The sequence below is a fragment of the Sporomusa sp. genome (genome assembly GCF_035561155.1).
Classification (GTDB): domain Bacteria; phylum Bacillota; class Negativicutes; order Sporomusales; family Sporomusaceae; genus Sporomusa.
Genome location: NZ_DATMYD010000158.1, coordinates 28,843 through 42,067, shown reverse-complemented (window position 1 = coordinate 42,067; position 13,225 = coordinate 28,843). Strand labels below are relative to the sequence as shown.

Sequence of the window (13,225 nt, the reverse complement as noted above, 5' to 3'; positions counted from 1 at the left end):
CTCAGCCCGTTTAGTCTCACGCCTCAATCTACAGCCATGGTATCCACCGGAAGCACCGCTGCAGCCTGAGCTATATGCGCCGGAGCGGGTGAGCATTCCTTTACACCAACATATTGGGGCTCCGTCAGTCCCGGTTGTCAAAGAAGGGGACACGGTTACCGCAGGACAATTGATCGCTGAGATGCCGGCTGGTGCCTTAGGCGCTCCGGTTCATGCCAGCATAACGGGGATTTTTGAGCAGGTTTCACTGCAAGCGATTACGATTCGAAAAGGGGGTGGCTCCGAATGATTAATGCCATTGGCGTTGTTGAGTTTACCAGTATAGCGAAAGGAATTGAGGCCTCTGATATCATGGCGAAGACGGCTGACGTGACCCTGCTAGTGGCTAAACACCTTTGCCCTGGTAAATATATGGTGCTCGTGAGCGGGGATGTCTCGTCAGTCAGGCAATCGATCAATGCCGGCATTGAACTGGGGGCACAGCACACGGTGGATCACTTTGTCATCCCCAATGTGCATCCGTCCATTCTACCAGCCATCGGGGGCGGCAATGACTTAACCAATGTGAAAGCAATTGGCATTATTGAAACCTATAGTGTGGCGGCGTCGATTGAGGCCACCGATGCGGCTGTCAAAATGGCTGCAGTCATGCCGGTTAGGCTGCATATGGCGTTTGGCATCGGAGGAAAAAGCTACAGTATCGTGACCGGCGAAGTAGCTGCCGTCAAAGCGGCTGTTGCTGCCGGCAGCGAACTGGCAGCAAGCAAGGGGATGTTGGTATATAGCATAGTCATTCCCCGTCCTAATCAGCAGGTAATTGACAGCTTTAAATAAAGTCGGAAGGCGGGTGACAGGGGAATGACTACAGGACAAAAACAGCGAATGATTCAAGAATATGTTCCAGGCAAACAGGTAACTATGGCCCATATCCTGCCTAATCCGCAAGGAAACTTGCATGAGCGGCTGGGGATTGGCGGTGACGGAGCCTTGGGCATTATGACAATTACCCCCAGTGAGGCAGCTATTATTGCCGCCGATGCTGCATCAAAGGCCGGCAATGTTGAAATCGGATTTGTTGACCGGTTTACCGGCTCGCTCGTACTAACCGGGGACGTAGCCGATGTCGAGGCGGCTGTCCGGGCGGCAGTGAATACTCTTGTTACCATATTAGGGTTTTCAGCGGCGGAAGTGACACGGAGTTGACGATGAAAAACAAGATTCTTCTTATGGGCGGTATCGGCGCTGGCAAAACTACCTTAAAACAAAGGCTGTTGAACGAGTCGCTGGTATATTTAAAAACGCAATCATTGGATTACTCCAGCATTTTTATTGATTGTCCGGGTGAATATTTAGAAATACCGCGCTATTATCATGTGTTGATTGACGCCAGTTTTGGAGCAGTTGAAGTCTGGGCCTTGCATGATGCAACCCGCCGCAACTGTCCTTTTCCGCCTAAATTTGCCACAGCCTTCCGCAGGCCGGTTATTGGGATCGTTACCAAAGTAGATCATCATGATGCTTGCCCGGATATTGCCGAGAATAATTTGCGTAAAGCCGGTATTGTTGGCCGGATATATCATGTATCTGCTAAGAATGGCGATGGTATACAAGAACTTGCTCTACATATGTCAAGATTGACAAGTCAATCAGAATAATGAAAAGGGGGTGTGGGCGTGAAAAAACTAATTTCTGCTACAACCTTGCGGCAAATGGCTGAAACCGGTAAGCGAGTGGTAATTCCGCCACAGAGTGTATTGACTCCCTCGGCACAGGACCTAGCCAAAGAGCTTGGTATTCAGATTGTCCGGGGAAACTCCAAAGAGCTACAGGGCGAAAGTAGTCGGCAGGACATAACCAGCAATAGCGATGCTAAGCCTGCGGACACAGCCGGTGCTCTTGAAACAGAAGTTCGTAAAGTGTTATCCGAGCTTTTAAAACCAGCTTGCACTAATCCCAAAGTTACCCAAGTGAAAGGTGCAAGCGTAGTATTGCAGCCTTTTGATCAGGCACCTCCCGGACAAAATATAAAACTGATAGATGTAATTACTGCCAGGGAGGCCAATCTCGCCGCAGGCTTTATGGCATTTGACTGTTCTGAGCTTCCCTGGAATTTAACATATGATGAAGTGGATTATGTGGTAGAAGGTACTTTTACAGTAGAAACCGGCGGCAAAGTGTATACCTGTGTAGCCGGCGATGTACTCTATATACCAAAGGACACTCGGGTAGTTTTTGGGTCGCCGAATCAAGCCAAAGTATTTTATGTTACCTACCCAGCAAATTGGTCTGATTTATAAAGGGCAAATTACTGCATCTGAGGCACAGACGATTGTTTGGATTTTTAATACTACTCTTCAAAAAAAGGGGCTGACCTATTTTAATTAGGTTAGCCCTTGGGACTCTAAAGACAAAGCAAGCTTGTTTAAAGGCAGGGATAGCAAATGTATAAGCTAATCGTAGTAGATGATGAAGAATTGGAGCGGCAGGCCATTCGCTTTATTATAGACAGGCATTGCCCGGAAATATCGGTTGTAGGTGAGGCCAGTGACGGTGCACTGGCTTTGCAGGTTGCAGCCCAGGTACAGCCCGATATTGTTCTTATGGATATCCGTATGCCGGAAATGACCGGTCTGGATGCTGCTAAATATATGCGTGCAATCGTACCGGAGGCTAAAATAATTTTTTTAACTGCATCCGGCAATTCGAATTATGTAAAGGCTGCCGCTAAATTGGGGGCAGTCGATTATATGCTGAAACCTGTCCGTCCGGAGAAATTGGTGCGTAGTTTACATTGTATTACACATAGTAAGTCAGGTTAAGCAAAGCGGCTATTATCCTCCAAATATTCAAAGGTAGTATGGAACAATCAGAGACTGGCCATAGTCAACAGGAGGAAGATTTTTGAACTTACAATCAAATGTTTTAGCGGCTTTGTTTATCGCACTGAGTTTTATCGGGGCTAATGTAAAGGTGCTAGGGAGCATTGCCTTTGATTCCCTGCCAGGATTTTTGGGAACACTGGTCCTTGGCCCGGCGTATGGCGCCGTCATCGGTGCAGCCGGACATTTCCTCACTGCTGTGCTGTCCGGGTTTCCTTTGTCACTGCCTGTTCATTTGATAACTATGTGTATTATGGCGGCTACCATGGCTATTTTCGGCATAATATATAGGCGCTTGGCCGATGGTATCCAATTCTCTGTAAAAGGGGCGTTATTGTCCGGTGGAGCGGCAGTTTTAATCAATGGACCGATAGGACTACTTGTTTTATCGCCGTTACTGGTACCGATTATAGGGCAAACCGGAATAATCTATTTTGTGCCGATACTTTCCGGCGTCGCTGCACTTAATGTTTTAGTAGCATTTGTTATATACCGGTTGCTGGGCAAGGCTGTGCTAGAGTATAAAGGTTAAAAAATGAATATCAAAAAAGTAAGAGATTTAGCTTTAGTGGATCTGGGGCAGGGAAAACCATGGTGATTCCTGTGACAGTGGTGGGGTAGTATAGGGATGAAAGAAGGGGATGTGCTTAAGGATTCACCCTTTAATAGATAAATAATTAGACAATAATTAGATTATTAATATTGACATGACAGCAATTTGGTTATATTATAACAAATAATATATATGTGTGCATATACACGTTGGCTTTTGTAATATATAGGAAAGGCGTTAGTGCAATGAAGCATATTGCTGGATACTATCCTAAAAGTCCTAGCCCCTGTCTATGTCTTAATATACGGCGGGCTTCCCGGGCGGTGACCGAATTTTATGAAAAGGTTTTGGAACCAAGCGGAATTAAAATTACGCAGTATTCACTATTGCGGCATCTTGAGCAGGTGGAGCCGGTTACAATCAGTGACCTGGCCAAAGCCATGCGCATTGACCGAACTACTCTAAACCGGAATATGAAGCCGCTCGTTGAGATTGGTCTCATAGAGGTCAACACTGGTGAAGATCCCCGTTCCAGGATAGTAATGCTTACCGAAGCTGGAAAGTCTGCACTAAGTACCGCGTCGACGTTATGGGACGAAGCGCAGGCATCACTGCAGGAATACCTGGGTGATACAGAGGTAGAGCAGTTTAAGTATTTGATCTCAAAACTAGAAGCGCTAGTGCAATAATTTTTTTTTCATAAATTAGTGCATATACACATATATAATAAATGGGGAGTGATAGGTAATGGACAAACAAATTAGAGATTATATTTTGGAGTTAGGGGTGGATGACGTTGGTTTTGCCTGTGTCAAGGATTATCAAAGCCCGAAGTCATATGAAATTACAAAGTTTTTGCCTGATGCAAAATCGATTATTGTGTTGGCATTTAAACCGCTGACAAGTTGTGAAAGTCCCAGTATGAGTGCAGCTCAGAATGGTTATTTGGATTTAGGGTCATTTGCAAGAACTTCTAGCTACCGGATTGCGCGACTTTTGGAGAACAAATACAATGCAAAAGTGGCTACGATACCGCTTTCGTATCCTTTTGAAATGCATAATGACCGAAGAGCTATAGCTGATTTTTCCCAACGGCATGCAGCCATTGCTGCTGGCTTAGGAACTTTTGGCCGCCATAATCTCGTTATTCATCCCCGGTTTGGCACACGTGTTATTTTTACCAGTATTATTACTAATCTTGAATTACAGCCCTCTGCAAAATGCGACCAAGACTTTTGTATTCATTGTAATCTTTGTGTTGAAAATTGCCCTGCAAGAGCGTTAGATGAAGAAGGAAAAACAGATGTAATGAAATGCTTAGGCCATTCGCAACCTTATGGCTTGGGAGCCGATATTACTTTCCAAATGAAGCGTTTAGGTAGTTCGCCTGAAGAACAAAAAAATATGCTTATGGATGAACAATACGCCCGGCTGAGACAAGCGGCGTATTTAGGAAATCAGTATATGTGTTTCAACTGTCTGAAGAGTTGCCCTATAGGATTATCTTAGAGGGTGCAAAGACGGGAAGTGGAGTAGTCCGGTACAAAAGCACGCCACTGGCGTGCTTTTGTTGTAATCCAGCAAAACGAGGGGCACTGTCCTATAATAAAACTGTTAAAAACTGATTGCGGTATGGAAAAAGTTGTATTATAATAAGAAACGGGTCACACATATTTAAACCTCACAGACGAGGCGCCACATGGCGCCTCTATTTTTTTATTAAAGGGGGGGGAAAAAATGAATATACTAAAAATAATCTTAACGCTGATTCCTTTTATTTGGATCGTTGGCATGATTCCCTTTGTGAATAGGGTACACCCAATTATAATGGGTCTGCCTTTCTTAGCGTTTTGGTTAGTAGCCGGAATATTTGTAGCCTTTACCTGCTTACGAATAATCTACAAGATTGATTCACGCAACGGCAGCAATTCTTTAGAATAATGTTTAGAGGTGGTATGGAATTATGGGGGATGAAATAGTTTCACTTATAGTTATCTTTTTGTTTATAATTAGTGCCACGATTGTTGGTATAATGCCTGGTATGAAGAAGAAAATGAACCTTGAAGAATGGGCGGTTGGTGGCCGTAATTTTGGCAGATGGTTAAGTTGGTTTGTACTAGCTGGCGAAATCTATACCGCTTTTGCTTTTCTTGGTGCTAGCGGTTGGGCTTACAACCGGGGGGCTCCGACGTTTTATATGATAGGTTATGGTGCTTTGGCATACGTTGTAGGCTATTATGTATTGCCGAAGATTTCTCCACTTGGTAAAAAGTACGGATTAATGACCCAACCGGATTTAGTCGAACATTTATATAAAAGCAGAACATTAGCCGTAATTACCGCTATAATTGGAGTGGCATTCCTGCTGCCCTATTTGCAGCTACAGCTAACTGGATTAGGATTGATCATTGAAACTTGCTCTTATGGTCAACTTACACGTATTCCCGCTATGTTAATTGCCTTCGTTCTAGTGGCATCTTTTGTTTATTTAAGCGGGTTAAAAGGCGTTGCGGCAACGGCCGTGATTAAAGACGTTGCGATGATTGTTGCGGTTGCCTTCTTTGGCCTTTATCTTCCTATTCATTATTTTGGCAGTGTAGGCGGTATGTTTGAGGCTTTGGATGCCGCGAAGCCAGGATTCCTGACGCTGCCAGGGGGCACTAAGAATTTTGACGTAAGTTGGGTTATGTCCACTTTAACGCTTACAGGCTTAGGGTTCTATATGTGGCCACATTTTGTACCCAACAGCTTTAGCGCCCGTAATCCTGACGTTCTCCGGCACAATGCCGTTTACTTACCGCTTTATCAAATATGTTTCCTTTTTCCTATGTTAGTTGGCTTTACTGCTTTATTGGTTCTGGATTCGCCGTTAAAAACGCCGGATATGGCTTTTATGACAATGGTACAGAAGACTTTTCCTGGCTGGGCTCTTGGGCTGGTTGGAGGTGCCGGTGCATTAGCTTGTATGATTCCAGCGGCTGATTTGCTCCTATCTACTTCAATGCTGTTCACCAGGGGGATTTATTGCAAAACCATTGGGCAAGATGCTACCCCCGAGCACTTGGCCCGTCTCGCCCGTGCCACAGTATTGGTGATTACAGCGATCGCTTTATGTTTGGCTATATATCTTCCTAATATGCTGGTTAACTTACTTCTTACCGGCTACTCAGGTGTAACCCAGTTCTTCCCAATGATTGTATTGGGTCTTTTCTGGAAAAAGGCGACTAAACTAGGCGCATATACTGGATTAATTATTGGCGAAATTTTAGTATTCGCTTTAATTCTGGGTAAAATGGATCCGTTCCCAATTGCCGGAATGAATTTGAATGCCGGGTTTGTTGCTTTGGTTGTCAACTTGGTTAGTTATGTTGCGGTCAGCTTGATAACCTATAGTCCGGTAAAAGTCGAGAGTGAAAAGCACAACTACGCGGGTGCCGGGGTAGTTAGCAAGAAATAGTTATTTTAAGATGCGACAGGAGATGCGGCTCTCTTGTCGTATTTCTTTTTGTGTAATTACTAAAGGAAAATTAAGTCTACTAAAGAAATAGCAGTTAAAAGGTAGCATTCGACATCCTGTCAAGAAAGGAAATGTGATAAATGGAATTGAATCTCAAACAAGATGAAGTTATTGACCGGTATTTTACCGAAGCGGTAGCTTGGCGGCGTCAACTGCACCGCTGTCCACAGCCAGCTTGGCTGGAGTATTATGCCACCGGCCTGGTAGCTGAGAAACTTACCGAATGGGGCTATACAGTGTCCTTGGGGAAAGATGTGGTTGATTCAGAAAAACTAATACTTTCACCAACTACGGAGAAACACAACGAAGAGTTTCAGCGGGCGTTGCAGTTTGGCGTTAAAGAGAAGTTCATTACTCCTGCCAAGGGCGGGCTTACCGGTGTAGTCGGGGTATTGAAGGGAAGCCAGCCCGGCCCCACCATTGGTTTTAGGTTTGATATTGACTCCAATGAGGTGTGTGAAGCTAGTGATCCAGGACACCGGCCGGCGCGCGAAGGATTTGCCTCGCAAAATCCTGGCTATGCTCACATGTGCGGACATGATGTGCACACTGCTATGGGCCTGTTACTGGCCCGCTATTTTGCGGAAAACCGAGAGGCTGTGAAGGGCACAATCAAATTTATCTTCCAGCCTAACGAAGAAAATCTTTCCGGTGCGGCGGCCATGGTCTCGGCCGGGGTTGTGGATGACTTAGATTACTTGTTTTCGGGACATGTTGGCATAAATGTGAAACGAACTGGGCAAATCGCTTTAAATGTAAACAACTTCTATGCATTGTCGCGTTTTGAGGTTACATACCGTGGCCGGGCGTCCCATGCGGCGCTCCGTCCTGATGAAGGTATGAATGCCTTGCTTGGTGCTTGTGCGGCTGTGACGAACCTGTATGCTATTGCTCGCCATGGCACTGGGGCCTCTCGCATTAACGTGGGGACGATGACAGCCGGCACTGACTGGAATGTTATTCCTGATCGGGCTAGCTTCAAGCTAGAGACTCGGGGGGTTACTGACGAGATTAACAACTATATGGTCACCAAGGTACATGAAGTACTCAAAGGCGCTGCGGTAATGTATGGTTTAGAGCTTGAGATTAAGCCAGGAGCCGTATCCTGCGGGGGTAGCAATTCTCCTGAGTTGGTCGCAATAAGTTCAAAAGTAGCTCAAGTGCTTCCTTCTGTGAAGGAGGTTGTAGCTGAAGCCAGCCTAAATGCTTCAGAAGATGTAACGGCGATGATGGAGCGGGTGCAGAGCCGCGGGGGAAAGGCTATGTATGTATTATTTGGCACTCCTGTCGCTGGCGGCCACCACAACGCTGCCTTTGATGTTGATGAGAATGTAATTGCCAATGGCGCAAAATTTCTTGCGTCAGTTTATAAGGAAATTATGAATGGATGAGCAGGCAAACAGGATGATCAAGACTTTCAGCCCTTGGTAACTCTGATAGAATGTCAAGAATTGAAAAATATTAAATAGATAAGGAGGGCAATATGAATTATAAAGTATTAGGGAGAACGGGCGTCCTGGTTTCTAATCTTTGCTTTGGGACGATGACATTTGGCAGCGAGGCGGATGAAGGGGAAGCAACTCGCATGTTTCAGAAGTGCAGGGATGCCGGTGTTAACTTCTTTGATTGTTCTAACAACTATAGCGAGGGTAGGGCGGAAGAGATTCTCGGAAAAGTCATTGCAGATTGCCGGGATGATGTCATTATAACGACGAAGGTTTCACAACGTGTGGGCAAAGACGTTAATGCAGTAGGAGCGTCACGTCGCCACATCATGTGTTCGGTAGAACAAAGTCTCAAAAGACTAAAAACAGACCACATTGACCTATATTTTATTCATTACTTCGACCCAATTACAGCAATGGATGAGACCTTACGGGCGCTTGATGATTTAGTGCACCAGGGAAAGGTGCTCTATCTTGGCGCAAGTAACTGGGCTGCCTGGCAGGTAGCCAAGGCATTAGGTATTTCCGCCAAGGATGCCCTAGCCCGTTTTGAATGTATTGAGCCAATGTACAATCTTGTCAAAAGACAGGCGGAGGTAGAGTTACTTCCGCTAGCGGAATCGGAACAGTTAGGAGTTATTGCCTATAACCCCCTGGGTGCCGGCTTGTTAAGCGGTAAATACTCAAACAGTGTAAGGCCGCAGGCAGGACGAATTGTTGAAAAGGACCTCTATAGTAAGCGGTATAGTGATCCTTCATACTACGCGATAGCGGAGCGTTTTATTAATTATGCAAAGCAGATAGGGGTACACCCTGTAACTTTAGCTATTGCTTGGGTTCAGTCACACCCGGCGGTTACTGCTCCGATTATTGGTGCCAGGGATGTAAGCCAGTTAGAAGCATCATTGGCTGCAGTTGATTTCTCTATGAATCCCGAAATGCGTGAGGAAATCTCTAAGCTTTCTATAAGTCCGGGAAGTGCAACAGATCGGTTAGAAGAAGAACTTGAGTCAAAGTATAAACTCAGGAACAGATAGAGAACGGTATCCCGTAAATGACAAAATCGCTATTTGCCTTAGGATGGGCGAATAGCGATTTTGTATTTAACAAAGACGTTCGGCTAAAATTGAGTCTCGCAAAAGCACAAAGACTTAAGGCGCTCAATCGCAAAGTTTGAATTTGTCAGAATCTCTGGCCAGTATTTAATATTGTTAATAATCTTGTTCTGGGAAGTGGCACTTAGATTATCCCAGGGAATCAATAAAGGATGCGATTTTTTCTGCTCATTTAATATATCACAATATTTCCAGCCTGCTTCCTTCTTTTCCAGAGACCAGCGTTTATGTTCATATTCCGCTAATATCTGTAATTCCCTGTCGGTAAATTCAATAGCTGCTGGCTTTTCTTTTACAGAGACAACATCATAGTTTATTTTACGCAAAGCATTGGGGATATGCTTTACCAGGTTGCGGGCAGAAATTTTACACTCTTCATTAAGCTCATCCCAGGGCTGCATGCAGCTTAAATTTGGATTGTCAGTATCTTGGGTAGGGAGCACACATTTATTATGTAGATCCATAGCCAGCTGTTCAATCTTTTCACTGAAGAAGGCATCCTGCATTAGGTGACGTGAAAATTGTTCTTCATCTACATGGAGTTTTAGCTGCTCCTTGGAGGGCAGATGCGATTGTTCCCATTTTTTTGCATTGGATAGCCGGCTCATATCGAGTATAGCTTCCATTGATCTTGATTCATGTTTATATCTTGGTGCTTTAAGGAGGGCCCGTAACACCCCGTCATCGATTTGAGCTTGCCTGCTCTCATTGATAAGATGGGGCGTTTTGCGTTCTAACAGTGAGCGGAGCAGCATGGCCCTGCGGATGACAAATAAGTGATCCCAGTGTTCATCTGTTTGATTTGGTCCTAAAATATTGACATAGCCTCTGAGGCGGCTTACAAAGTCCGGTCCTTTGGCGCTTTGAAACTGCTTGAAAAACTGTTTGTACTCTGCCTCATCGTGAAGCGTTTCTCCGCAAAACTCAGTAAACGTACTGCTCGTGCCGCCGGCAAATACGAAAATGGCTTTACCGAGCGGATGCAGAGAATCTCCTTCACGAAATACTCCGTCTTGCATAGGTGCCAGAAAATACTTTAGCCATCCCAGGTTCCCATTAAACGCTGAATCAAACTCGTCAAAAAAGACGAGTGGAAGTTTACCTTCCAGTGAAAGGTCCCGCACTTTATGAAAGGCGGCTATTAAGTCAGACAGGCTCTGTAGTTGGGATAAATTAAAGTTCAATTTTTGAATTAAATTGGGGGCAATACTAGAAGCTACTTCAGTGACGCCAAACGACTTCCCTGATCCTGGGGTCCCAAAAACGGCGATCGATAGTGGACGGACGATGCTTTTGGCAGAAATATATTCCAGGATGAGGTTTTTAATGCTTCGATAGCCTTCAATCTCCGTTCTGTCCACAGTGATTAAATTTCCAAACTTGGCTATCGGGATGAATTTAAGCGCGCTCTTTTCTCCATTTTTTACGATGTCATACGCAATTTCCGACAAACCGGTAGAGCTTTTGTCTTTAATTATGTACCAGCAGGCCCGGCATTTTGGGTTATTTGAATTGCGAATCGGTACATCCTGGATATGCTCTTTGTAGATAAAGTCACTTTCGCCTTCAACAAATATCAAAGGATTGGGAAAATCGCTTTCCTCGATATTTTCACCAAAACCGTAATTATAGTATTTCTGGGCGGCGACAATCCCTTCGCGAATTCCTTCCTCAATTGACTTGCTTAGTTCCTCTTGGACTTGCATCCCGGAAACAATGCTATGGGCAAGACCTGCTACAAAGCAAGACGAAAGACCATACATTTTGCCTTGAGATTCTTTGATGAAACTACCCTCAAATTCATTTGTCATGAAGAATAAGCGAGATTCGGCTGCTATTCCGTCATTTCTATAATATATAGCGCCTTCCAACCCCAGCGGCACGATGAGATGACGGGAATTGGCCAGAAAGGCGAGATTGGGGTTATTATTAATCTGCCAAACAAAGTCCAATGCAGTTTTTTCCCAGGAGAGACCTTTACTTATATTAACTCCTTTGGCACGTAAGTCATCCCCATAGATAACCACAATGGTATTATCCATATGGAAGTTCTCTATTCGTTTCCAAATAGGATTTGAGCTGGTAGGATTATTCGTTTTATAGATAACAATAGGTGATGCATCAGGTGATTTTAAAGCTAAGGGCCAGTATTCTTCATGTGAGTTAAAACCGTCATTGTTATCGTCTAATATAACCATCCCGGCGTTTACATCATCGTCGATAATGGGTAGCAATGTAGGTGCTCCGGAAGCCGGCCCGGTAAAGCCAAGAAATTGTGCGATTCGATAAACTTTACTGTTGTTTTTTTCATTATTAGTTACAGGAAAAAGGTCTAATTCCAAAGTGGAACGCAGAATCTCCGGGGGCAGGCTCTGGCCCATATCTTGTATCTTGGGCGAATGTATGGAAGCTCCTGTCGATAAGGCGACAAGTTTTGCTAATAATAATGCTGTGCCACTCTTCATATCGTGGTGCAATTGCGGGAAATACTGCCAGTTAAACCCGGAGGTGGATTTGTGCCTAGTTCTCCACTGATGTACATTTACACATATATCGCCAGAGACTACAATATTTATTTTCGTACTTTTCACAGTTTGCTGCCTCCCTCTAGAGCGAATTTCAATTATATAATCAATACTTAACCATATGTATGCATAGTAATATTTATATTAAATAAGAATGTATCAATATAATGGTATTATGTCAAACAAATTATTAAAAGACAAGGGATACTATTTTCGGATGGTACACCCAAGTAAAAAAGGGCGTTAGCTACTAAGAGGGATTAGTTCAAACGGAGAGAATATATATTGATACATTTGTCCCTCAACGCCAAAAATGATATACTGAACCTCGAGGTGTTTGCTATGCCAAGGCAAGCAGGTGAATTATTGACGCTCAAAAAAAAGGTGATAGGATTAATTCTGATAGGATTGATGCTGTTCTCGGGACTTGTCGCCAGCGCTGACTTTGAAGCTGGCATTCCTGTCCTGCTGTACCATCATGTTGGAAATGACGACGGCGGATTACCCCGGCTGACAGTTACTGCTGATGAATTCGAACGGCAAATGTTACTGTTTCATCAGGCCGGTTTCGAGACCATCTCGCCGGAGCAATTGGTTGCCTACATGAAAGGGGAAGAGGTGTCCCTGCCGGAAAAGCCGATTATGTTTACTTTTGACGACGGCTATGATGACAATTACTCCTACGCTTTGCCCATCTTGAAAAAATATGGGTTTAAGGCTGTTTTTTTTGTGGTGGGAACTAATGTTGACAGCAACCGTCGGCTTTCGGCCCAACAATTACGGGAAATTGCCCAATCCGGGTTCAGCGTCAGCGGACATTCCATGACTCACCGTGATCTAACCAAATTGACCGAAGCGGAGCTAAGAAACGAAATCTATGGTAATAAACGCCAGCTTGAGCAGATAACCCACCGGGAAGCTGTGCTCTTTTCCTATCCCTACGGTTATTATAATCTGCCTGTCTGGGAAGCGGTGGAAGCTAGTGGCTATCAAGGGGCATTTACGGTATTAAGTGGCCTGAATAAACCGAGCAGGGACAATATCTTCTTACTAAGGCGAATTCCAATCTTCAATACTACTGATTTTGACACATTATTTAGGAGACTTAATAAAAATCAGACGAAATCGAATCTACTGGATTATTTACCTGAGGTTATGGATTCCAGTATATATTATTAGAATCTAACAAAT

At 44.4% G+C, this 13,225-nt stretch carries 14 protein-coding genes and 1 pseudogene; 14 read left to right on the top strand and 1 reads right to left on the bottom strand.

What is annotated here, in order from left to right:
- The 13 genes and pseudogenes from VN447_RS23340 to VN447_RS21910 form a co-directional block, all read left to right on the top strand.
- Window positions 1-289: pseudogene (locus VN447_RS23340) on the top strand (NADH-quinone oxidoreductase subunit J); the annotation flags it as partial.
- The gene (locus tag VN447_RS21965) at window positions 286-834 is read left to right on the top strand and encodes a BMC domain-containing protein (RefSeq protein ID WP_325528378.1); all 549 of its coding nucleotides are present in this window, start codon (window positions 286-288) and stop codon (window positions 832-834) included. The pseudogene VN447_RS23340 and the gene VN447_RS21965, both read left to right, overlap by 4 nt.
- Window positions 835-858: 24 nt before the next feature.
- Entirely contained in the window at window positions 859-1,203 is a 345-nt protein-coding gene (locus VN447_RS21960) for a BMC domain-containing protein (protein ID WP_325528376.1), read from the top strand.
- 2 nt (window positions 1,204-1,205) lie between these two features.
- The gene (locus tag VN447_RS21955) at window positions 1,206-1,655 is read left to right on the top strand and encodes a EutP/PduV family microcompartment system protein (protein ID WP_325528374.1); all 450 of its coding nucleotides are present in this window, start codon (window positions 1,206-1,208) and stop codon (window positions 1,653-1,655) included.
- A gap of 18 nt (window positions 1,656-1,673) precedes the next feature.
- Window positions 1,674-2,297, top strand: a complete 624-nt coding sequence (locus VN447_RS21950; RefSeq protein ID WP_325528372.1) for a cupin domain-containing protein — start codon at window positions 1,674-1,676, stop codon at window positions 2,295-2,297.
- 144 nt (window positions 2,298-2,441) lie between these two features.
- Entirely contained in the window at window positions 2,442-2,819 is a 378-nt protein-coding gene (locus tag VN447_RS21945) for a response regulator (protein WP_325528370.1), read from the top strand.
- Window positions 2,820-2,901: 82 nt separating this feature from the next.
- Entirely contained in the window at window positions 2,902-3,411 is a 510-nt protein-coding gene (locus VN447_RS21940) for an ECF transporter S component (RefSeq protein WP_325528368.1), read from the top strand.
- A gap of 266 nt (window positions 3,412-3,677) precedes the next feature.
- On the top strand, window positions 3,678-4,121 hold the full coding sequence (locus tag VN447_RS21935; RefSeq protein WP_325528366.1) for a MarR family winged helix-turn-helix transcriptional regulator: 444 nt from the start codon (window positions 3,678-3,680) through the stop codon (window positions 4,119-4,121).
- A gap of 58 nt (window positions 4,122-4,179) precedes the next feature.
- Window positions 4,180-4,941 (top strand): 4Fe-4S binding protein, encoded by a 762-nt coding sequence (locus VN447_RS21930; protein WP_325528364.1) that lies wholly within the window; start codon window positions 4,180-4,182, stop codon window positions 4,939-4,941.
- Between the two features lie 228 nt (window positions 4,942-5,169).
- Entirely contained in the window at window positions 5,170-5,373 is a 204-nt protein-coding gene (locus VN447_RS21925; RefSeq protein WP_325528362.1) for a DUF3311 domain-containing protein, read from the top strand.
- 22 nt (window positions 5,374-5,395) lie between these two features.
- On the top strand, window positions 5,396-6,889 hold the full coding sequence (locus VN447_RS21920; protein WP_325528360.1) for a sodium:solute symporter family protein: 1,494 nt from the start codon (window positions 5,396-5,398) through the stop codon (window positions 6,887-6,889).
- Between the two features lie 140 nt (window positions 6,890-7,029).
- Window positions 7,030-8,340, top strand: coding sequence for an amidohydrolase (locus tag VN447_RS21915; protein WP_325528358.1), 1,311 nt, complete (start codon window positions 7,030-7,032; stop codon window positions 8,338-8,340).
- 92 nt (window positions 8,341-8,432) lie between these two features.
- Window positions 8,433-9,431, top strand: coding sequence for an aldo/keto reductase (locus tag VN447_RS21910; protein WP_325528356.1), 999 nt, complete (start codon window positions 8,433-8,435; stop codon window positions 9,429-9,431).
- Between the two features lie 83 nt (window positions 9,432-9,514).
- Here VN447_RS21910 and VN447_RS21905 read toward each other — a convergent pair whose 3' ends face one another.
- Window positions 9,515-12,100: a RyR domain-containing protein gene (locus VN447_RS21905; protein ID WP_325528354.1), complete on the bottom strand. Its 2,586-nt coding sequence runs from the start codon at window positions 12,098-12,100 to the stop codon at window positions 9,515-9,517.
- A gap of 276 nt (window positions 12,101-12,376) precedes the next feature.
- On the opposite strand from VN447_RS21905, the gene VN447_RS21900 reads away from it, so the two are divergent.
- Complete coding sequence (locus tag VN447_RS21900; protein ID WP_325528352.1) at window positions 12,377-13,213, top strand: polysaccharide deacetylase family protein; 837 nt, start codon at window positions 12,377-12,379, stop codon at window positions 13,211-13,213.
- Window positions 13,214-13,225 lie beyond the last annotated feature (12 nt).

Bases quoted from the DNA above. Each gene is read 5' to 3' on its own strand.
- VN447_RS21965 (WP_325528378.1), top strand. From the start codon at position 286: ATGATTAATGCCATTGGCGTTGTTGAGTTTACCAGTATAGCGAAAGGA.
- VN447_RS21960 (WP_325528376.1), top strand. From the start codon at position 859: ATGACTACAGGACAAAAACAGCGAATGATTCAAGAATATGTTCCAGGC.
- VN447_RS21955 (WP_325528374.1), top strand. From the start codon at position 1,206: ATGAAAAACAAGATTCTTCTTATGGGCGGTATCGGCGCTGGCAAAACT.
- VN447_RS21945 (WP_325528370.1), top strand. From the start codon at position 2,442: ATGTATAAGCTAATCGTAGTAGATGATGAAGAATTGGAGCGGCAGGCC.
- VN447_RS21935 (WP_325528366.1), top strand. From the start codon at position 3,678: ATGAAGCATATTGCTGGATACTATCCTAAAAGTCCTAGCCCCTGTCTA.
- VN447_RS21930 (WP_325528364.1), top strand. From the start codon at position 4,180: ATGGACAAACAAATTAGAGATTATATTTTGGAGTTAGGGGTGGATGAC.
- VN447_RS21925 (WP_325528362.1), top strand. From the start codon at position 5,170: ATGAATATACTAAAAATAATCTTAACGCTGATTCCTTTTATTTGGATC.
- VN447_RS21920 (WP_325528360.1), top strand. From the start codon at position 5,396: ATGGGGGATGAAATAGTTTCACTTATAGTTATCTTTTTGTTTATAATT.
- VN447_RS21915 (WP_325528358.1), top strand. From the start codon at position 7,030: ATGGAATTGAATCTCAAACAAGATGAAGTTATTGACCGGTATTTTACC.
- VN447_RS21910 (WP_325528356.1), top strand. From the start codon at position 8,433: ATGAATTATAAAGTATTAGGGAGAACGGGCGTCCTGGTTTCTAATCTT.
- VN447_RS21900 (WP_325528352.1), top strand. From the start codon at position 12,377: ATGCCAAGGCAAGCAGGTGAATTATTGACGCTCAAAAAAAAGGTGATA.